Below are 21014 nucleotides of genomic sequence, written 5' to 3' on the forward strand. Positions count from 1 at the left end.
TTTTTGTTGACCAACTTGCAGAAAACTCGATGGCGCAGGCGTATACGCAAAGCAGCCTGATCAAACGTGGGTTTTTAGCATGGAGGAAGGCACGAGACCGAGATGTCAGGCCTTGGGCAGTGGCAGACAGCCCGGCAGGCCCGCAGGGAGCACCAGGCGAGCGCCCATATTATATAGGGATTTTACAAATCCCTCGCTTTCTGACGCGACGGTCAGGCTGAAGGGCGAGGCCGCAAGGACCGAGACGTCGCCGGGCAGCGCCTCAAGCATCTGCGTTTTGGGCAGGACAACCACATAGGCCGGGGCGTCGTCTGTCAGCAAAGCCACAACAACAAGCGTGGACAGCCACCCCAGAAACATCAGCGGCAGGGCAATCAGAACCGCCCTAATAGTCATGGATATGTTCCAGTGCCAGGCCTGACCCCGGAAGTTGGCGCAGACGTTCGGCCAGATCGGACACTTTGACGACGATCAGATGTCGGTGGTCGCCGAACCCTTGGCGAGGCGCGCTGTAGATCGCGTCTGCCCGCGTGGGCTGATCCGAAATTGCGGTAAACAGGATGTCGTCATTGCCTGCGATCTCGACCACGTTCACACCGTCACCGGCCATCTGCACCAGCAGATTGGTCAGGGCGCGGTAGCGTGGCGTCTCGATCTCAATCCCTTCAGGGCGCTGGGCGATGACTTGCATGTCGGGATAGGCGGGCAACTCGCCCTCTGACGTGACGATCATGCGAAGGGTCAGCTCATCCTGACCGACCTGCTCAACGGCCTGTTCAATCACCCCGGCATAGCCACCCTTGGTGGTGTATTCCAGACCCAGAGCTATTGCGCGTTCAGTGTCGCGGATCGAGCCGCTGGACTGGTCAATCAAGCTTTGGGCATCGTCGTCAAAGCGCCACTTGTACCATGGCACCTGTTGCAGGAATTCAGCGTAATCTGATGCCTGCTGCGCCGACAGTTCATCCAGCGGAGCCCGTTCCGGGCCGCGCAGGGCGGTAAACAGGCGGCCGACTGTCTCTTCATACAGTGCCTTCAACGCCAGTTCCGCCGTGAAACTGGCCCCGATCACATAGATCGTCTGCTTGGTCTCACCGTCAATCTCGCCATGGGCAGCGGCTGTTTCGGTCAGCGCGCAGAGCGAGCTCCAGAACCCCGTGATCCCTTGCCAGAAGCCGTAGTCATGCGGGTCGCCTTGGCGCAGAACCTCGGCATAATCCTCATAAGCGTGGACAATGTGCCACTCAGGATAGGTCATCAGGCTGCGGGTTTCGGGGCGGTGATGCTCGGCCGGTAGCAGGGCGTCGTAGGGTTGCGCCTGCGCGGTACCCTTGCAGCTTGTTTCGACATAGATGATCGGTGCGGCCAAGCCGATCCCGACCAGCACCAACAGCAGAACCAGCCTGCGCAGCCATCTCAGCAGAAATCTCATGCCGTCCTCCGTGCGTCACGCAGACCGGCCCAGGCGGCCACCCCTCCCAGCGCCAGATGCGGCAGGTTTGCCAGCACGCGTCCGAGGGACAGGTTCATCCCGGCTGAGTTGTTCGTGAAGATCCCCAGATCCAGATAGCCGTAGCCAGTGAAGAACCCGAAAACTCCGTCGCCCAGATAGGCCAGCCCGAACAGGATCAGAAAGGTGCGCGCAGCGCGATGGGACCAAAGCCCGGCAATCAGCGCCCAGAAGGCCGACGCCACATGCAGCGCGTCGTCATAGATATCCAGGGCAAAGATGCCAAAAGCCAGACCGTTTTCATCCGTCAGACCGGGTATGTAATTCAGCGACGCGGCAATCATCAGTGCCACAAAATACCCCATACAGAGTTTTTGAAGATTGGTCATAGCTGCCCCAAATAGCTGTCCCAAAGGTTGTTTCTTAACACCAGTTGCGGATCTAACGCGCGTTTGGCCTGCGCAAACTCTCGCGCGCGCGAATAGGCGGCGGTCAGTTGATCCAGCCGCGCGTGCGGGCGGTAGGGCAGGTAATAAGCCCCGCCGATCGCGGTGATCCGGTTGATCAGCTCTTGCGTCATACGGGCCATGTCGGCCTCGGCGCGGTCGGTCATCTCCTGACTGAAGGACATAACCGCAGCGATGCGTGGTTCCGAGGCGAAGGACAGAACCGCCTGATCGTCTTGCGCCACATAGCGCAGGGTCACGTTCAGAAACTCCTGATACGAGGCCGGGATCACCTCGCGGCAGGCGGTCAGGAAATCGTCAAAGGCGTCGAAGCCCACGAAATATTCGTGCAGGATATCGGTGCGGTCCGGGTTGCGGTCGTCCAGCGTGACAACCGGTTCGTTGATCAGGGAATTCCGCGTTGCCTCACCCCCGCCCAAGGCTGGGCCTAGCGTGGTTTCGTTCCACCAGCGAAAGGACTTGAACGCCTCGTTGCCTAGCTGCGCGCGGTAGAGACGACTGGCGGCATGCGACATCCATCCCGAGCCGGATGCCGGCGGCAGGTCCGATTGATCCTCGGTCTCGCGGTAGGTGATCAGCAAGGCTTTTTCAAAGAAGGACGCCCTTTCGACATTGAGCCTGCCATAGGCCATCGTCACAGCCGGGTCAGCCACGGCCTGGCGGAAAGCGTTGGCAAAGGCGCTGGCTTCCATCAATTTGAAAGTAGGTGATAGCCGTGTATTAGAGACCATTTCGACTTCTAGATCGACGATGATGCCGATCAGCCCATAGCCTCCCATGCCCAGATTGAACAGGTCGGCGTTTTCCGTGGGCGAGCATGTCACAAGCTCTCCGTCCGGTAGGATCATGCGCAGGGATCGCACGGTTGCGCCCATTGGTCCGAACGGAACCGGCCAGCCATGGGCGTTGACGGAATAGGTCGCAGCAACGCCGAAGTCGTGGTTCGATTGCATCACCTTGGGCGACCATCCTGCAGGGTCCAACGCCGCAATGACCTGAGACCAGCGTGCCCCGGCATGGGCGCGGTATGTCTGCGCTGCGCTGTCAATCTCGACCGAGCCGTTGTCAAAGGTGATCGCTGTGCCATCGCGCGGGATGGCTTGCGCCCCCATCGAATGGCGCGCGGCGCCGACATTCACCGGGCGGCCCTCGGCCTGTGCCTGCGCCAGTTCCTGACGGATGGCCGTGATCAGGGCTTCATCAGCATTCTCGGTCATCACCAGATGCTTGTGTACCGGCGTCGGTGACAATCCGCTGGCGTCATTCAGGATCGTGGCATCCGACACGGCAGGCGTGTAGCGGGTGCCGTCATAAACGGGCAGGTCTGGTCCCAACCAACGAGACAATCCCCAGCCCGCCACTCCACCGGCGGCGAAAAGTGCGGCGCGTCTGGTGAAAATCGTCATACGTCTTCCTTTGATAGCGTCGGCCCGGGCATGGCCTTCAGCACGTCAATTAATGCGGTTTGAAACTGCTCTGGGTCCTCGATTTGCGGGATGTGACCTACATCGGGCAAGACGATCAGCGGTGCTTCGGATAGCAGCGCGTGCAAGGCGTGGGCTTGCGCGACCGGGGTCACGGTATCTTCCGCGCCCCAGATCAATGCGACCGGCAGGTCGAGCGTACGCCAGCTTTCTGCCCGTGTGCTGCGCGCGTTCTGCGGCGGCACAAGCAGGTGCGGCAACCAGTCCGCAACGGCCTTGGTATATCCTTCGCGGGCCATTGGATTGCGCAATATCGAGACGATTTCAGGCGTTGCAGCCAGTTTCACATGCAAAAACGCGCGAAGGAAATGGCGCGTTAGCAGTGGATTAGAGACTGTTGTGGCGGCTATACCCTGTCGCAGCAGCCCATTTCGCAGGTAAATGGGCTCAGAAGTTGGAGATTCATGCGCCTCAAGCGCAATCGCCCCACAAACTATGACCAACCCGGACACCAAATCGGGGCGCAGCATAACAGCCTCGGCCACGGGCCCTGCGCCGATAGAATGCGCGACGGCGATCGGAGGGCTGTCCAGCTCTTCGAGAAGGGCGATAATGCGTTCGGCCTGACGCGTCCGACTGTAGTCCTCATCCTGTGCTGGTTCCGACCAGCCGAAAGGCGGCATGTCAAAGGCGATCGCGCGAAACCCGGCGTCGGACATGTGGGAAAGCGTGGGTCGCCACAAACCCGACCACGCCGCTGTTCCATGTGCAAACAGAACCGGCGGCGCCGAAGGGTCGCCGACGTCCAAAGCAAAGATCGCACCCTCAGAGGTTTCGATCATCCGGCCTGTGTCATCAGGCAAGTGGCCCACCGGAACAGTCTCACGGTTGCTGGCTGCCACCCAAAACCCGGTCAGCACAACAGTGACAAGCAACAGAGCTGAAAAAATGAACCTGAAAAATACCTTCATTGCCCGGATAGTTGTGCGCGCCAGACGGAAATGCAACCGCCGGAAATCCTTACCGGGCAAGGGTGCTGCAATTCGGACGCACAGCAGAATCCGGGTGATGACACTGCATTCAGCGCTCTAAACTTGACCAAGCGGTCAACTAATTTCTATACAAAACAGTCTCTAATCAATGGGAAAACCAAGAGTCGAGATAAACATTTCAGTTGGCTCACAATCTAGTGTTGCAACTGTGAAAATGATCTGGATGATCAGGACCACCAAGGCCGCGACAACGGCCTGCCGTCTGGGATGGCGGCGCTAACAATAAACGGGGAGATTATAATGATCCTAAGAAATCTGATGATTGCCGCCAGTGCGACCGCAATGATGGCGGCAGGTGCATCGGCTGAAACTCTGCGCTGGGCGCGCGCGGGTGACGCGCTGACGTTGGACCCGCATTCGCAAAACGAAGGTCCGTCGCACACCATTCGCCACCAGATGTATGAGCCGCTGATCATCCGCGACGTGACCGGCGCGTTTGAACCCGCGCTAGCGACCGAGTGGGGGCCCAAGGCCGATGATCCGAACGTCTGGGTCTTCAAGCTGCGCGAAGGTGTGAAATTCCACGATGGTTCTGATTTCAACGCAGAAGACGTTGTATTCAGCTTTGAGCGCGCCAAGCAGCCGAATTCCGACATGAAAGAGCTGATCGGCTCGATCACCGAAGTGCGCGCGGTCGATGACTATACGATCGAGATGGTCACAGATGGTCCGAACCCGATCCTGCCGTCGAACCTGACCAACCTGTTCATTCTGGACAAAGGCTGGGCCGAGGCCAATGACACCGTCAATGTGCAGGATTTTGAGGGCGGCGAGATTACCTATGCCACCACCAACGCCAACGGCACGGGGCCATATAAGCTGCAAAGCCGCGAGCCTGACGTGAAAACCGTGATGGTGCGCAACGATGACTATTGGGGCATCGACCAGTTCCCGATGGAAGTGACCGAGATCATCTATACCCCGATCCAGAACGCTGCAACGCGTGTGGCCGCGATGCTGTCGGGTGAAGTGAACTTCCTTCAGGATATGCCGGTGCAGGATATTGAGCGCGTCAACAGTGCCGATGGCCTGATGGTCAAGCAGGCGCCGCAGAACCGTGTGATCTTCTTTGGTATGAACCAGGGCGCAGATGACATCGAAGCGGATAACGTGGACGGCAAGAACCCATTGGCCGATGTGCGTGTGCGTCAGGCCATGTCGATGGCGATCAACCGCGATGCGATCAAGCAGGTCGTGATGCGCGGCCAGTCGCAGCCTGCGGGCATGATCGCACCGCCCTTTGTCAACGGTTGGACTGCTGATATGGACGGCGAATCCTCGACCGACCTGGAAAAAGCCAAGGCCCTGATGGCCGAGGCAGGCTATGGCGACGGTTTCTCGCTGCGGCTGGACTGCCCGAATGACCGCTACATCAACGATGAGGCGATCTGTCAGGCGGCTGTCGGTATGCTGGGTCAGATCGGCGTGACTGTGAATCTGGACGCCAAGCCCAAGGCACAGCATTTCCCGCTGATCACCGACAGCAAGACCGACTTCTACATGCTGGGTTGGGGCGTGCCGACATATGACTCGGAATACATCTTCAACTTCCTGGTCCATGGTCGCGAGGACGATATCGGAACGTGGAACGGCACCGGCTATCAGGACGATGCGCTGGATGCGAAGATCAAGTCGCTGGCCTCGAACACCGATCTTGATGCGCGGAACGCTGACATCGCCGACATCTGGCGCGTGGTGCAGGACGAAGCGCTGTACATCCCGATCCACCACCAGGTTCTGAACTGGGGTATGGCTGATGGCGTGGGCATCGAAGTGGATGCGGAAGACCAGCCGAAAGTCAAATACTTCACCATGAACTAAATCGGTTCGATTGCGAACAAGGCAGGGCGCGGATTTCGCGCCCTGTTTTTTGTTTCGCCCTGAGATTTCCTTGCGTGCAAGCGAAAAACCAAGAAAACTCAGGCGCAGAGAACAGGGAGAGATAAAAATGATCCTTAGAAACAGTGCCATTGGCCTGGCCCTGCTGGCTGCGACCAGTGTTCAGGCGGCCGAGTTCAAATGGGCCTCGACCACCGATCCGCAGACCATGGACCCGCACGCCGTCAACTCGGCCCCGGTTCTGGGTTTTCTCAACAATGTCTACGAAGGGCTAGTGCGCCGCGGCAAAGACATGACGGTCGAACCCGCGCTGGCCGTAAGCTGGGAGCCGATCGGAGAGGGTGAAGGCTGGCGATTCAAGCTGCGTGAGGACGTGACCTTTCACGACGGCAGCACCTTCGATGCGCAAGACGTGCTGTTCAGCTATCAGCGGGCCTCAGGCGAGGCGGCGGATACGCGCAGCTGGTTTGCGCCGGTCAGTGAGGTGATCATAGTCGATGACTATACGGTCGATATCATGACCTCGGCGCCGAACCCGCTGTTCCCGTCCTCGATCGCCAACTGGATGATCATGGATCAAGGCTGGACCGAGGCGAATGACGCCTTGGTGCCTGACAAGGAAACCGGCAACTACGCCACGATCAATGCCAATGGCACCGGTGCATTCAAGGTGACGGCCCGCGAACCGGGGCTTAAGACCGTGTTAGAGCCGCATGGCGTTTGGTGGGGTGAGGTTGAACACAACATTACTCGCGCCGAATTCAACCCGATCCAGAACCCAGCGACTGCCGTTGCGGCGCTGCTGTCGGGTGATGTGGACATGATCAATCCTGTCCCGATCCAAGACGTTGCACGCCTGAAGGAAAACGCCGATGTGGACGTCATTCAGGGGATCGAGGCGCGCGTGATCATGCTGGGTTTCGATCATGAAGCCGAGACGCTGAAATACACCGATGACGCGGGCAAACCGAACCCTTTCCGTGATGCGCGGGTCCGTCAGGCGGTGGCGCAGGCGATCAATGTGGATGCAATTCTGGCCACGATCATGCGCGGCAATGCCGAAGCCGCCTCGCAACTGGTAAGCCCGGCTATGAGCGGCTATTCCGCCGCCAATGCAGATCGCCCCGCCTTTGATGTCGAAGGTGCCAAGGCGCTTCTGGCCGAGGCGGGCTACGGGGATGGGTTCTCGTTCGGGTTGAAGTGCCCCAATGACCGTTATCTGAATGACGAACCGGTCTGTCAGGCTGTCGTCACCATGCTGGCGCAGATTGGGATCACGGCGGAACTGGATGCCATGCCCGTCCGCAACTACTGGCCAGAGCTGCGCGAGGATAACTACGACATGTATATGCTGGGCTGGAGCCCCGGCACATTCGACGCCGAACATCCCGTTCGCTTTCTGGTAGCCACGCCGAACGAGGAAAAGAAGCTGGGCAGCTGGAATTTCGGCGGCTACTCGAACGAACGGGTGGATGAACTGTTGCCGATGATCCAATCCGAGCTAGACGCGACGAAGCGTCAGGCCATGCTGGATGAGGTGACGGCCATCTATCAGGATGATCATGTCTATGTGCCGATGTATGTGCAGCCTCTGGTTTGGGGGACCGGCAGTAATATCGACCTGACGCAACGCCCGGATAACTTCTTCATCTTGCGTTGGGTTACGGTGAACTGACCGCATGGGCGTTATGATTGCCGGGGTCTACCATGTGGACGACCCCGCCCCCGACACATCGCTTGACGGCGCATACCGTCGTCAAGCGTCGACCATCCGCAACGCTCTGCCAAACGGTCCTTATGAGCCGGGGCGGTTCCACCTGTATGCCGCGTGGAATTGCCCTTGGGCGCATCGGGTCCTGCTGACGCGCGCCGTTAAGGGATTGGAGGAGTTGATCACCGTCGCCTATGCCCGCCCGCGCCGCACGCCGGACGGTTGGGTGTACGACACCGATGGTGACTATGCCGATCCTCTGTTCGGTGTCACCGCGTTGCATCAAGCCTATGCAAAGGTTGATCCTGCTTATACTGGGCGCATCACCGTGCCTTTGTTGTGGGATCGCGCCGAAAACCTCGCGGTGTCGAATGAATCCGCGGATCTCGTGCGCATGCTTGGCACGTTGGAAGGCTATGGCCCCAATCTGGCCCCGCCAGAAAAGCTGGATCAGATCAACGCCTGGAACGATAAAATCTATCCGCGCCTGAACAATGGCGTCTATCGCGCCGGGTTTGCCCGCACGCAAGAGGCGTACGAGGCCGGATTCCGCGATGTCTTCACCATGCTGGACGAGATCGAGACCCATCTGGCTACCAACCGGTACCTGTGCGGCGACGAGCTGACCGAGGCCGACCTGCGCCTGTTCGCGACACTGGCGCGGTTCGATGTGGCCTATCACTATGCCTTCCGCTGCAATTTGCGGCGTCTGGTGGACTATCCGCATCTGTGGGGCTATGCGCGGGATTTGTATTCTCGACCGGAGATTGCCCGGACAGTGAAGCCCGATATCTACAAGGCCGGGTATTTCTCACCCTCCGAGCTGCGAAACCCGCTGGGGATCGTGCCATTGGGGCCACATATAAACTGGGCTGAGCCACAGGATCGGGTCAGCTTGTCCTCTGCGACATCTTGACCATTTGGACAGGGCGTGCGTAGAGAGGCAGATCAACGGGGAAACTAAATGTTCGCATATATCGTTCGAAGGATGTTCCAATCCGTGATCGTGCTTTTGGTCGTGGGTCTGGTCGCTTTTTCCATGTTCCGATTTGTCGGCGATCCGATCGACAACATGCTGGGGCAAGAGCGCACCCAGGCCGATATCGACCGGCTGAGGGGCGAGCTTGGGTTGGATAAACCCTTCCCGGTCCAGTATTTCAAGTTCCTGCAAGGGGCCGTTCAGGGCAATTTTGGCGTCTCTTACCGCCAGGGTCGTCCGGTTTCGACCATCATCGCAGAACGTGCACCCGCAACGCTGGAACTGGCCTTTGTGTCAGGTTTTCTGGCCATCACAATGGGTATTGCTCTGGGCGTCTTCACAGCGATCCGACGACAAGGGATCGCGGCGAATGTGATTATGACCGTCAGTTTGATTGGGGTTTCGTTGCCGACCTTCCTGATCGGGATTTTGCTGATCTATATCTTCTCGGTCGAACTTGACCTTCTTCCCAGCTTCGGGAGGGGCGAAACCGTTATGATTGGGAACTGGTCTACGGGCTTTTTGACGTCGTCGGGCCTTAAGGCGTTGATCCTGCCTGCGATCACGCTGGGCCTGTATCAGATGACACTGATCATGCGGCTTGTGCGGTCCGAGATGCTGGAAGTTTTGCGCGCCGACTACGTTCGTTTTGCCCGTGCCCGCGGATTGTCGGACCGGGTGATCAACTTCCGTCACGCGCTGAAGAACACACTGGTGCCGGTGATCACCATTACCGGTTTGCAACTGGGTTCGATCATTGCCTTCGCCATCATCACCGAGACGGTGTTCCAATGGCCGGGCGTCGGTCTGCTGTTCATCAACGCGATCCAGTTCGTCGATATCCCCGTCATGGCCGCCTATCTGATGCTGATTTCGGTCATGTTCGTGACGATCAACCTGATTGTCGATCTTCTTTACTATGCTATTGACCCGCGCCTGCGTGTCGACGCGAGGGCCACATGACCGATATTCTCGATACCCCCAAAGCGCCGGAAAAGTCGCGGTTCGCCAAGTTCTGGGACGGCGACTTCGCATGGTCCTTTCGGCATTCACCTGTGGCTATTGTCGCGACTCTGGTTGTCGCCATACTTGTGCTTTCGGCGATCTTTGCGCCGCTGATCGCGCCCTATAATCCGTTCGATCCGTCCTCACTGAACCTGATGAACGGGTTTACGCCGCCCGGAACACCCAACGCCTTTACACAGGAAACCTTTCTGCTGGGCACCGACGATCAAGGGCGCGACGTATTCTCGACCATCCTGTACGGGATGCGCGTTTCCCTGTTCGTGGGCGCATCTGCCGTGCTGCTGGCTTTGATCATCGGCATCGTTCTTGGGCTGGTTGCGGCTTATTTCGGCGGCTGGATTGAAACGCTGATCATGCGGGTTGCCGATGTGCAGCTGACCTTCCCGGCCATTCTGGTGGCTATGCTGATCTTTGGTATCGCTAAAGGCGTCACCCCGCCGGAATACCGCGATGAGATGGCGATCTACGTCCTGATCGTTGCCATTGCGCTGTCTGACTGGGTCCAGTTCGCCCGCGTGGTGCGCGGCGCGGCGTTGGTCGAGAAAAACAAGGAATACGTCCAGGCCGCCCGCCTGATCGGTCGTGGGTCCTTCCCGATCATGTTCCGCCACATCCTGCCCAATGTACTCAGCCCAGTTCTTGTGATCGCCACGATCTCGCTGGCTTTGGCGATCATTGCCGAGGCGACACTCAGCTTCCTCGGCGTGGGCGCCCCACCGACCCAGCCTTCTCTGGGGACACTGATCCGCATCGGGCAGGGTTTCCTGTTCTCGGGTGAGTGGTGGATTCTGTTCTTCCCGGCCTGCACCCTTCTCGCGTTGGCCTTGTCTGTGAACCTGCTGGGTGACTGGCTGCGCGACGCGCTAAACCCCAAGCTGCGGTGATTTCATGAGCCTTCTGACAATCAATGACCTGACGGTCGAATTCCCGACCCGCCGCAAACTGTTCACTGCCGTGGACCATGTGGACCTGTCGGTTGAGCCCGGCGAAATCCACGGGCTTGTGGGTGAATCCGGGGCCGGTAAATCCACAATCGGAGCCGCCATTATGGGTCTGCTCGACCGACCCGGCCGTATCGCCAGCGGTACGATCAAGCTGAGCGGTGACCAGATCAGCGGTATCGACGCCGAGGCGATGCGTGGGCTGCGCGGCAAAAAGATCTCGATGATCTTTCAGGACCCGCTGACCTCGCTGAACCCGCTGTTCACCGTGCGCGAGCAACTGGTCGAGACCATTCAGGCGCATCTGGGTGGTTCAGATAGTGAGGCCAACAAACGCGCCCGCGATCTGATTGACCGTGTAGGTATCCCTGACCCCGATACACGGCTGGACCAGTACCCGCACCAGTTCTCGGGCGGGATGCGGCAGCGTGTGGTGATTGCTTTGGCGTTGTGTACCGAGCCCGACGTGATCATCGCGGATGAACCGACGACAGCCTTGGATGTGTCCGTTCAAGCGCAGATTCTGGACCTGATCAAAGAGCTGGCGACCGAGCGGCAGGTAGGGGTTATCCTAATTACCCACGACATGGGCGTGATTGCCGACACCACCGACAAGGTGACGGTGATGTATGCGGGTAAGGTGGTCGAAAGCGGCCCTACGTCTCAGGTCATGGGCCAGCCGACCCACGAATACACCAAGTCCCTGATCGCCGCCGTACCGCGCCCAACACTCAAACTGCATCGCTTTCCGCAAATCAGCTATGGCGGGCGCGAGACCCGCTTTGCGATCGAAGACATGGCCCGCCACTGGCCCAAAGTGGACAATGACACCAGCAAACCGGTGTTTGAGATCCGCAACCTGACCAAGAAGTTCCTGCAAAAGCGAGGGCTTCTGCCGTGGGACCGCACCTATTTCACCGCTGTGGACGATGTCAGCTTTGACATCCGCGCGGGCGAGGTGTTTGGCGTCGTGGGGGAGTCCGGCTCGGGCAAGTCCACCGTCGCGCGGATGATTGCGGGGCTCTATCCGGTTGATGGCGGCACGATCTCATTCGAAGGGCAGACAGTCAGCGATCTGACCAACAAAGCCGCGCTGGATGCGTATCGCAAGAACATCCAGATGATCTTTCAAGACCCCTATTCCTCTCTCAACCCCCGGATGCGCGTGGATGAAATCGTGGCAGAGCCGATCCGCCATCACAAGCTGATGGACGGGGCTGATATCAAGCGCCGCGTGGATGAGCTGTTGGATCAGGTTGGGCTGGGTCATGAGGCCGGGCTGAAATACCCGCATGAATTCTCGGGCGGTCAGCGTCAGCGGATTTCCATTGCCCGCGCACTTGCCACGCAGCCCCGCTTTTTGATCTGTGACGAACCGACCAGCGCGCTGGACGTGTCAATTCAGGCCCAAATCCTGAACATCCTGAAGGATTTGCAGGAGCATCTGGGTCTGACCTTGCTGTTCATCAGTCACGATTTGCCAGTTGTGCGCCAGATGTGCGACCGGGTGGCCGTGATGAAACAGGGCAAGGTGGTCGAGCTGCAAGAGACCAACGACCTGTTCGCCAATCCACAGACCGAATATGCGAGCGAGCTGTTGCGGTTGATGCCCAAACTGGACGATCTGTCCACGGAAGGGTTGAACGCCGAAACCTAACTCTCGCAATCCGTGCAAATATGCGAAAATAAACATTAAATTCGTTAACCATTGCAGACTCGGGCGTGTCTGCCGTGCTAGTCTCACCTTTGGAGTTGGGGGCTTCAGAGGGGCGACATGTCTCAGGACCTTAGGGACTGGCTAAGCGCGCTTGGATTGTCTGACTATGCGCAAGCCTTTTTGGATAACAAAATTGATTTCGCCATTTTGCCCGATCTGACGGGCGAAGACTTGATCGAAATCGGAGTGACCGCAGTCGGTGATCGCCGACGGCTTCTGCGTGCGATTTCGGAACTGGACGTGGCCGAAATGGTCTCGGCCTACACGCCGCAGGCCCCGCTCGAGCCTGCCAAGCGGCAAGTCACCGTCATGTTCGCGGACCTGACCGGATTCACGCGCCTGTCCAGCGAGTTGGATGCAGAAGACATGCACGCGCTGCTGAACGAGTTCTTTCACAAGGTCGATCACGTGGTCGAGAAATACGGCGGGCGGATCGACAAACACATCGGCGATGCGGTCATGGCCGTATTTGGCGCGCCGATCTCGCACACCAATGACACCGAACGGGCGGCGCGGGCGGCGTTGGAAATTCACGCGGTCCTTCCCAGCCTGACGCGGCCTTTGACCTGCCATATCGGCATCGCCTCGGGGCAGGTGATCGCCAGCACGACCGGCAGCGAAGCGCATACCGAATACACGGTGACGGGCGATGGGGTGAACCTGGCCTCGCGCGTGACCGATATGGCGGGGGTTGGCGAGACGCTGGTGTCCCACGACATTCAGCGCGCGCTGGGGCCCTTGTTCGTGGGCGAGTCGATGGGCGAGAAGGCGATCAAGGGTCTGAATGACCCGGTCGAGCTGTGGCGGCTGGAGCGTCTGGCACAAAACATCCGGTCGCGCCGTCACCGCTTTGTCGGGCGCGAGCGCGAGATGTCCATCTTCGAGGCCACATTTGACCGGTGCAAGCGCCACGGCAAGGGCGAGGTGCATATCATTCTGGGCGAACCCGGTATCGGCAAAACACATTTGTCGGAACAGGTGGCCGAGCTGGCCAGTGGGCTGTCTTATTCCACGCATACAGGCGTCGTGATGGATTTCGGCGCGCGCGAGGGGCATTCCGCCATTCAATCCGTCGCGCGGAGCATTCTGGGATTAGAGCCTAGCGCCGATGCCGCCACCAGCGCCGACGCTGCCAAGCGGGCAGTTGCGAAAGGGTGGGTGTCGCCCTCCAATGCCGCGCATCTGAATGCCTTGCTTGAGCTGGAACAGGACCCCGGTCTGGCGGAAGTTTATGCCGTGATGGACAACGCCACGCGCCTGCGCGGGCGGCGTAGTGTGATCGATGAGTTGATCGCCGGGCGCAGCCGAGACAACCCGCTATTGATCCAGATCGAGGATATCCACTGGGCCGCGCCAGATATCCTGACCGCTTGCGCGCATATGGCGGCGACGACGCGTGACTTGCCCTGTGTACTATTGATGACAAGCCGCGTTGAAGGCGACCCGATCGACCGGGAATGGCAGATGGGCACGGAGGGTGCCTTGATCTCCAAGCTGGAACTGGCGCCGATGGGAGATGATCAGGCGCGGCAATTGGTCGAGGAATTCACCGGAATAGACCCTGAATTGCTGGAGGCCTGCGTAGAACGGGCCGGTGGCAACCCGCTGTTTCTTGAGCAGCTTCTGCGCAATATCGACGTGCTGAAACGCGAATCCGTGCCCGGCAGCATACAGGGCATCGTTCAGTCGCGGTTGGATTCACTGGACCGCAAGAACCGGGCGGCAATTCAGGCGGCCTCGGTCCTGGGGCAGCGGTTCTCGCCCGAGGTGCTGAATTTCGTGCTGGGTGAGGGGCATCTGGATGTGTCCACCCTGATCCGCTCGGCCCTGATCCGCGAGGCGGGGCAGGATCTGATGTTTGCCCATGCTCTGATCCGCGACGGGTCTTACGCCACGCTGGTCAAATCCGAACGTGCGCGGCTGCATCGGCAGGCAGCAAAATGGTTCGAGGATCGCGACGCCACCCTACGCGCGCAACATCTGGACCGCGCCGGGGCAAATAACGCTGCGCAAGCCTATCTTGAGGCTGCGGACAAGCTGATCCAGGCCTTCCAGTTCGACGATGCCAGCCCGCTGATCGAACGGGCACTGGAACTGCCTGCACCGGCCGGAGTGCGGTTTGATCTGCTTTGCGCGCGGGGGGAGATACACCGCCTACAGGGCTTGTCTGATGAGGCCCTGCGCGAGTTTCATGAGGCCGCATCGCTGGCCGATACCGACGAACAGACCTGCCGCGCCCATATCGGGTTGGCGCAGGCCGCGCGTCAGGCCAGCCGGTATACCGAGGCTTTGGAAAGTCTGGCGACAGCTGAGGCCGCCGCCGAGCGCTGTGGCTCGGATCGGGACATCGCCCAGATCAACTATGTGCGCGGCAATGTCTATTTCCCGCTGGGGCAGGTCGACAAGGCGCTGGCCAGCAATGAAACGGCTCTAACACTGGCGCGCAAGCTGGATTCGGTACGACTTGAGGTTGGTGCGCTCAGCGGTTTTGGCGATGCCAATTTCATGAGCGCCACGATGCAGACGGCGGTCGGGTTCTATACGCAGGCAGTAGAGCGGGCGCGTGAGAAGGGCCTTGTTCGGGACCTTGCGGCGAACCTGCACAACCTCAGCGTTGCGCGCAGCTATTCCGGCGATGTGGCGCAGGGCAAGATGGACGCGCAAGAAGCCATCGAGGTGTCGCAAAAGTATTTTGCCTTTGTGCCGGAATGCGTGGCTCAAACCTGTCTTGGCGTGGCGCATACCTTTCTGGGTGAGCTGGATCAGGCGTCCGAGGCCTTCTCGGTTTCCGCGGAGATTGCCAATCGGGTCGGGGCCAAACGGCTTGAGGCGCAGGCGCTAGAGCATCTGGCCCGCACACAGGTTTATACCGGGCAACTGGATCAGGCCCGGAAGACGGGCCAGCATGCGGTCGAGATCGCGCTGGAACACGGTCGAAACTTTGTGGGCCCCAAGGCGCTTTCGGCACTGGCCATGGCCGAGCCGGACGCTGATGCGCAGGATCGTCATCTGAAACTGGGGGCCGAGATCATCGCCGAGGGCTGCGTCGGCCACAGCCACCTGCATTTCTACACCGATGCCAGCGCGGTGATGTTGAACCGGCAGGAATGGGACCGGGCCACGGCCTATGCCGATGCCCTGGCCGCCTTCACCGCGAAAGAGCCGTTGCCAATGGTGGACCTGTCCATTCAGCAAACCAAAACGCTGGCGGAATGCGGTGCGTGGGGCATTCCGCTAACCGCACATGAAGGGCTGGAGGCCCTGCGCGCCGGGTTCCGCGACATGGGCATCACGCAGACGCTGGTCGGGCGGCTGGACGATTAGGTAAGGGGTTGAATGAGTATCGAACGCAAAGTCTGGCGCATCTCAGGTGTATTGACGGTTCTGTTGTCCGTTTTGCTGATCGTACTTTGGAACGCGCTGAACCATTTCGAAGGCGATCCGACGCAATTGCCCGATCAGGCTTCGGTCGAGGATTATCTGAAAGACCTTGAGACCGTGCCCGAATATCGCGTTAAAACCGGGATATTCATCAAGTCCTTTGTCTTTACCGGTGCCAGCGACGTTCATGTGACCGGCTATGTTTGGCAGCACTACAAGGATGGCGTGCATGATGCGATCAAACCGGCCAAGGACGATGTCGGGTTTGTTTTGCCCGATGCCTCGGACGCGGCCAGCGGGACGATTGAAGAGGCGTATCGCATTGATCAGGGCGACGAAGAGCTGATTGGCTGGTATTTTGAACAGACCCTAAGACAGAGTTTCGATTACACCAGCTATCCGTTCGACCACAAAACCGTCTGGGTGCGGTTCTGGCCCGCCAGTTTCGACACTGCCGTGGCGCTAATCCCCGATTTCGACGCCTATCCCGCCACAGGGCCCAGGGATATTTTCGGCATCGACAAGCGCATCGTCATGGGCACGTGGGAGCGTGAGAATACCTATTTCGATTATCGCCTGTCCGATCTGGGCACCACGATGGGCCTGAAGGATATCGACTTTCAGACCAACCTGCCCGAGCTGCATTATAACTTTGTCATCAAGCGCAATTTCGGCAACGCGTTCATCGTGCATATGATACCGCTGATCGTGGTGACGATGCTGCTGTTTGGCGCGGTGATGACCGTGACCCGTCGCCCCGAATTGGTCGAGAGGCATGATTTCAGTACCTCCAGCGTGATCGGTACCTGCTCGGTTCTGTTCTTCGTGATCCTGCTGGCCCATGTGCAACTACGCGAAGGCTTTGCCGGTTCGCCGGTGATCTACATGGAGTCGTTCTTTTTCCTGATGTATTTCCTGCTGCTGGCCGTGTCGGTGAACACCTATCTGTTTGCGTCCGAGGCCGTGCCATCCCTGCGGTTCATTCACTACAAGGACAACCTGATCCCCAAGGCCGCGTTCTGGCCCTTTGTTCTGCTGTGCATGGTGGCGATCACGGCCTACAACCTCAGCCTCAAGGCGGACCCCGAGGATGAGGCCGTGATCGAGATGCTTAACTAGGGGGCGTAAAACCCGGCTTTGGCGTGCCGGTCGCCATATCCAGCGTGTATTCCGCCACCACCCCGGCAGACCCATCGGCCCATTGGTCCAGATATTTGGTCGGATGCGCGATCACATAGACATAGGCGGGTTTCTTCACCCCATCCAGCAGCACATTGATCCGCTTGCGGACATAGACATTCTCGGGCGAGCCGGGACCGTGATACCCTTCGAGCTTGTCCAGATCCTTCAACCCCGAGGATGACACGCGATAAACCTCGCCCTGGATCGGTTCGCCTCGGCCTTTCTGATCGACCAGCGTGGCCATCCGGTGCAGATAGCCGCAATTGGGATTGTCGCAATGGGGTTCGTGCGGAACGATCAGTGGCATCCGTTGCCGCGTCACCGCCTGCCCGACGAAATCATCCAGCACTTCGGCATGGGCGTCGTGGTTGGGGAAGCCTTTCTTCAGCGACCCGTAGGTGAAATACAGATAAGTCCGCTCGCGGTCGTCGATCAGATCGTCTTCGTCCACCTCTTCGGGGGCGATGACCGTGTGCGCATTGGCCCAATCGTCCAGCATCGCCGCAATCTCGGGCTTTACCTTCCGCACGTCCCTTGCGTTCTTGGGATCGCGCAGGAAATTGATGCAGGAACTGGCGTCGATCCCCGGCGCGCCCAGTAGAACCTTCACCATCTTGGCCGAGTTGTTCATTACCGCCACATGTAGGCTGGTAAAGCCGTGATCGTTGGTGGCGTTGACGTCGATCCCGCGATCTATCAGCTCTTGCGCTGCTTCAAGGTCGGGCTTGCCAAGGTCTTGCCCGTTCTCGTGCAACTCGCCCTCACCACCGGCCGCATAGTGCAGCAGCGTGTCGCCATTGCTGTCATCGACGATGTCTATCCCAGCCATGCCTCGGTCGATGGCATCAAAGACGCGCCCCCATTGGGCGAACTCGTCCGAGGCCGCGGCCTCCTGCGCCCATTTGCAGATATTGTGCTCCTGATCGGCTAGTTCTTCGAAGGCTTCGTCCAGGACCTCCATGATCTGATCCGGGGTGGCCATCATGCCGATCCCCATCATGCCGTTCGAAAGCCGTCCCCGGCGCGGTCCGACGATATCGACCCCCAGATCCCGCAGCTTTTCGACATTGTTCTGGGTTGTGACATTGTTCCACATATTAGTGTTGCAAGCAGGGCAGAGGATCACCGGCTTGTTCCGGTACTGCCACGCCACAAAGACCGAGGTCAGCAGATTGTCAGCAATACCATTAGCGATCTTGCCCATCGTGTTGCACGTCACCGGCGCCACGATCACGCAATCTGCCCAGTCGCACAGAGCCAGATGCGAGGCCCTAAGGGGCATTCCGAACTCGGTATAGCGGAAATTCCACTCATCATCGTCGCGGTAGTAATCATGATGCGAGATGTAATCCTCGATCGTTTTGGGGCGCATGGTTCTGGGGCCGTCTGTTTCGTCCTCGACCTCGATATCGCGAAAGAATTTCTCGGCCGAGACGGATGGGATCAGCTTGACGTTATGGCCAGCATCCTTGATCCGTTTGACCAGATCCGGCACCTTATCCGCCGCCGAGGACCCGCAGGCACACAGCAGTACATTGCGCTTTTCGCTGGGCGCATCGGTCAGCCCGCCTTTGGGATAGCCGAAGATATTCTTGTCGAGGCTGGGGGATTCATGGCGCAGCAACACCGGCAGCCCGGCATCTTTGACGCTTTGCTGAAAACTGCCATCCAGAACAACATCGACGATATCCTTGCGCCGCCCCAGACATTCGCCCTGAAAGAACAGGTAGGGCGCGGTTTCCTTGCCGGTCATCATCGTCAATTGCCGCCGCATCTTCATCACGTTGGCCCCGTGGCCTTCGATGTCGATTAGACGGGCGGTGGTGATGCCAATATTGGCCAGCATACTGCGCAGCATATAGGACCACGGGTCCTCATCCGCGTAGAACAGGACGATCGGATTCTCGCGTACGATCCGTTCCACATCAGTGGGGTCCTCGGGCGGCTCGTGTTCCTCGATCACCAGCATCGCAGGGTTTGACAGGTCGCGTAGGCCGCGGAACAGATGCCCGCGCGGCGCTTGCCAGACTTGCGAGGTCGCTGGGCTCATATCCACCACGGTCACCAGATCGGTTGCCTCATCATAGGCGATGCACAGGCACCAGAATTCTTCCAGCAGCGCGGTCTCGCGATACACATTCGCAGGGGGGCGGATCACTTCGAACCCCAGCACGCGGTTGAAGTCGATATTGATCATCAAATGCCGGTCTTTTTCGATGTTCAGACTATGCAATTGAGCGCGAAACCACTCTTCCGGCGTTGGGTTCCCCTTTCCGGGGTGTTCGGCAAAGCTGCGGAAAGTGCTGCCCAAATGCACATCGGGGGATTGTCCCAGATAGCGCTGCGCCAGCAAGTGCATTTCCTTGGCCGTGGACACCCGGTTGAGTTTGTCGGTCAGATTGGTCTGCGTGGCGATCAACAGCTTGTCTTCATCCACCTGTTCATCCCCGAGGATGTTGAGGCTTTCCGCCAGAACCCCCAGCGAGTTCATGTTCGGGCTGGCCCGCCGGAACAGGTTGCGGCGTTTCTTGGGGTCTTTCGCCAGATATTCGGTGCTATCCACATAGTTGCAATCCTGTTGCAGCGTTTGCAGCGTTGTCTTCACCGCCTCGAGCGCCGAGAACCGCAAAATCCCCCGCGACCGCATCGAGGTTCCGTCGCGGTCGGACATGCCCGCCCATAGTCGGTCAATCGTCGTGACCCAAAGCTTGCCGTATTTCTCGGGGTGGACATCCATCATATGCACCAGACCGGTGCTGGGGTTGCATTTGGCGATGATCGCAAAATGCCCGCCCGGCATGTTCTGCTTGCCATGGGCCACGCCGACCTGAAAATTGGCCACCAGAATGTCGTTGTCGCCGCCCACCCGGTTGGATTCATCAATCGCCTGCAACAGCAATTCGACCGAAGTTGTGGCCTCATCCATGAAATAGGCCTGAACCTGTATCTTCTCACGCAGGTCCTGCGTGTTGATGAACGTGCAGGCGACGTCGTAAAGCTCGCCTAGGGAAATCCCGTCATTGACCACAAAGGATGTGGGCAAGGCGCATTCGCGGAAGATGTCGTTGACCTCGTAGCTGAACCCCAACGCCGACATGCTCAGCGCTGCGGCTGTCACGCTGCAACAGTTGATGGGTTGCTGAAAGTTGTGCAGATGCACGCTGACCAGATCCCCGAATAGGGTGTCGTAACAGTGTTTGCGGATATCAAGCGGGATTTCCAGCCATTGGCTGCTGGACAAATAGGCCAGCTTGGTCCCCGCCGTGGCCAGCGCCTGAAGGCTGACGGGGATATCGAAAATCTCAAGATGTTCTTCATAGAAATAGTCACCGGCGTCAGCGGTGGCCAAAACCACCTCATCCTGCTGCAACTGGACCAGACCGGACAGGACCACATACAAGCCTTCGGGTGGCAGGATGGTGTCGGCTTCAACCTCGAAGGACTCGAAATGCGGTTTGATGGGTTTGTCTTCCGATGCGGACAGGATCGCATAGATCACTGACCAGTCGGATTCGGATGGATTGAATGTACGGAAATTCTCAATCGGATCTTTAGGCACGCCTGTTCCCCCCTGAACGTTGGCTTATATGCATGTCAGGACCGATGTCGGGATCAATTAGGACACGTGCATCGGTCCGGTAATTGGACGCAATGCGTTTCCCGACAGGGTCAGGGCCACGCGTGACGCGGAATTGGCGCGGACAAAATGGCCCAATAACCTGCACCTTACCTTAGGTTAGGTGGAAAATCACGGAAGTATTTGGATAGTTGCATATCTACTCGGTTTTCGTGCGATCCTTCTAAAAGACGAAAAAACCGGCATTGTGACGGACCATTTGGCTGTT

Annotated in this window: 14 protein-coding genes; 8 read left to right on the plus strand and 6 right to left on the minus strand. The window is 58.8% G+C overall.

The features are described from left to right. Positions 1–105 precede the first annotated feature (105 nt). From AC2FJ6_RS15470 to AC2FJ6_RS15490, 5 genes are read right to left on the minus strand one after another with little or no spacing between them, the layout of a single operon-like run. Positions 106–396 (minus strand): hypothetical protein, encoded by a 291-nt coding sequence (locus tag AC2FJ6_RS15470; protein WP_170771156.1) that lies wholly within the window; start codon positions 394–396, stop codon positions 106–108. After that, positions 386–1432 carry a hypothetical protein gene (locus tag AC2FJ6_RS15475; RefSeq protein ID WP_170771153.1) on the minus strand — a complete coding sequence of 349 codons (1047 nt, stop codon included), beginning with the start codon at positions 1430–1432 and terminating at the stop codon, positions 386–388. Before AC2FJ6_RS15475 ends, AC2FJ6_RS15470 begins: the two co-directional genes overlap by 11 nt. Then, positions 1429–1839: a hypothetical protein gene (locus AC2FJ6_RS15480; RefSeq protein WP_480876348.1), complete on the minus strand. Its 411-nt coding sequence runs from the start codon at positions 1837–1839 to the stop codon at positions 1429–1431. The genes AC2FJ6_RS15475 and AC2FJ6_RS15480 overlap by 4 nt, the downstream gene beginning before the upstream one ends. Further along, the gene (locus AC2FJ6_RS15485) at positions 1836–3323 is read right to left on the minus strand and encodes an FAD-binding oxidoreductase (RefSeq protein ID WP_496669471.1); all 1488 of its coding nucleotides are present in this window, start codon (positions 3321–3323) and stop codon (positions 1836–1838) included. Before AC2FJ6_RS15485 ends, AC2FJ6_RS15480 begins: the two co-directional genes overlap by 4 nt. Next, entirely contained in the window at positions 3320–4204 is an 885-nt protein-coding gene (locus tag AC2FJ6_RS15490; protein ID WP_496669473.1) for an alpha/beta fold hydrolase, read from the minus strand. Before AC2FJ6_RS15490 ends, AC2FJ6_RS15485 begins: the two co-directional genes overlap by 4 nt. Before the next feature lie 429 nt (positions 4205–4633). Between AC2FJ6_RS15490 and AC2FJ6_RS15495 the strand changes: the two genes are divergently transcribed. The 8 genes from AC2FJ6_RS15495 to AC2FJ6_RS15530 all read left to right on the plus strand — a co-directional run bounded on the left by AC2FJ6_RS15495 (position 4634) and on the right by AC2FJ6_RS15530 (position 17106). Continuing rightward, positions 4634–6214 (plus strand): ABC transporter substrate-binding protein, encoded by a 1581-nt coding sequence (locus AC2FJ6_RS15495; RefSeq protein ID WP_170771143.1) that lies wholly within the window; start codon positions 4634–4636, stop codon positions 6212–6214. 127 nt (positions 6215–6341) lie between these two features. Next, positions 6342–7907 carry an ABC transporter substrate-binding protein gene (locus AC2FJ6_RS15500; protein WP_170771141.1) on the plus strand — a complete coding sequence of 522 codons (1566 nt, stop codon included), beginning with the start codon at positions 6342–6344 and terminating at the stop codon, positions 7905–7907. 4 nt (positions 7908–7911) lie between these two features. Next, positions 7912–8859 (plus strand): glutathione S-transferase family protein, encoded by a 948-nt coding sequence (locus AC2FJ6_RS15505; RefSeq protein ID WP_170771139.1) that lies wholly within the window; start codon positions 7912–7914, stop codon positions 8857–8859. Between the two features lie 48 nt (positions 8860–8907). After that, entirely contained in the window at positions 8908–9885 is a 978-nt protein-coding gene (locus tag AC2FJ6_RS15510; RefSeq protein WP_170353866.1) for an ABC transporter permease, read from the plus strand. Beyond that, complete coding sequence (locus AC2FJ6_RS15515; protein ID WP_170353864.1) at positions 9882–10832, plus strand: ABC transporter permease; 951 nt, start codon at positions 9882–9884, stop codon at positions 10830–10832. The genes AC2FJ6_RS15510 and AC2FJ6_RS15515 overlap by 4 nt, the downstream gene beginning before the upstream one ends. A 4-nt stretch (positions 10833–10836) precedes the next feature. Further along, complete coding sequence (locus tag AC2FJ6_RS15520) at positions 10837–12546, plus strand: ABC transporter ATP-binding protein (protein WP_480876338.1); 1710 nt, start codon at positions 10837–10839, stop codon at positions 12544–12546. Between the two features lie 117 nt (positions 12547–12663). Beyond that, the gene (locus AC2FJ6_RS15525) at positions 12664–15930 is read left to right on the plus strand and encodes an adenylate/guanylate cyclase domain-containing protein (RefSeq protein ID WP_496669475.1); all 3267 of its coding nucleotides are present in this window, start codon (positions 12664–12666) and stop codon (positions 15928–15930) included. 12 nt (positions 15931–15942) lie between these two features. Then, positions 15943–17106 carry a hypothetical protein gene (locus tag AC2FJ6_RS15530; protein ID WP_170771131.1) on the plus strand — a complete coding sequence of 388 codons (1164 nt, stop codon included), beginning with the start codon at positions 15943–15945 and terminating at the stop codon, positions 17104–17106. Here AC2FJ6_RS15530 and AC2FJ6_RS15535 read toward each other — a convergent pair. Beyond that, the gene (locus AC2FJ6_RS15535) at positions 17099–20728 is read right to left on the minus strand and encodes a flavoprotein (protein WP_170771128.1); all 3630 of its coding nucleotides are present in this window, start codon (positions 20726–20728) and stop codon (positions 17099–17101) included. The two genes, AC2FJ6_RS15530 and AC2FJ6_RS15535, sit on opposite strands and share 8 nt — an antisense overlap. Positions 20729–21014 lie beyond the last annotated feature (286 nt).

Source organism: Ruegeria sp. CDSA089, assembly GCF_059612205.1.

Coding starts and splice junctions, on each gene's coding strand:
- AC2FJ6_RS15470 (WP_170771156.1), bottom strand. CDS start 396: ATGACTATTAGGGCGGTTCTGATTGCCCTGCCGCTGATGTTTCTGGGG.
- AC2FJ6_RS15525 (WP_496669475.1), top strand. CDS start 12,664: ATGTCTCAGGACCTTAGGGACTGGCTAAGCGCGCTTGGATTGTCTGAC.
- AC2FJ6_RS15475 (WP_170771153.1), bottom strand. CDS start 1,432: ATGAGATTTCTGCTGAGATGGCTGCGCAGGCTGGTTCTGCTGTTGGTG.
- AC2FJ6_RS15485 (WP_496669471.1), bottom strand. CDS start 3,323: ATGACGATTTTCACCAGACGCGCCGCACTTTTCGCCGCCGGTGGAGTG.
- AC2FJ6_RS15495 (WP_170771143.1), top strand. CDS start 4,634: ATGATCCTAAGAAATCTGATGATTGCCGCCAGTGCGACCGCAATGATG.
- AC2FJ6_RS15520 (WP_480876338.1), top strand. CDS start 10,837: ATGAGCCTTCTGACAATCAATGACCTGACGGTCGAATTCCCGACCCGC.
- AC2FJ6_RS15510 (WP_170353866.1), top strand. CDS start 8,908: ATGTTCGCATATATCGTTCGAAGGATGTTCCAATCCGTGATCGTGCTT.
- AC2FJ6_RS15515 (WP_170353864.1), top strand. CDS start 9,882: ATGACCGATATTCTCGATACCCCCAAAGCGCCGGAAAAGTCGCGGTTC.
- AC2FJ6_RS15500 (WP_170771141.1), top strand. CDS start 6,342: ATGATCCTTAGAAACAGTGCCATTGGCCTGGCCCTGCTGGCTGCGACC.
- AC2FJ6_RS15505 (WP_170771139.1), top strand. CDS start 7,912: ATGGGCGTTATGATTGCCGGGGTCTACCATGTGGACGACCCCGCCCCC.
- AC2FJ6_RS15480 (WP_480876348.1), bottom strand. CDS start 1,839: ATGACCAATCTTCAAAAACTCTGTATGGGGTATTTTGTGGCACTGATG.
- AC2FJ6_RS15530 (WP_170771131.1), top strand. CDS start 15,943: ATGAGTATCGAACGCAAAGTCTGGCGCATCTCAGGTGTATTGACGGTT.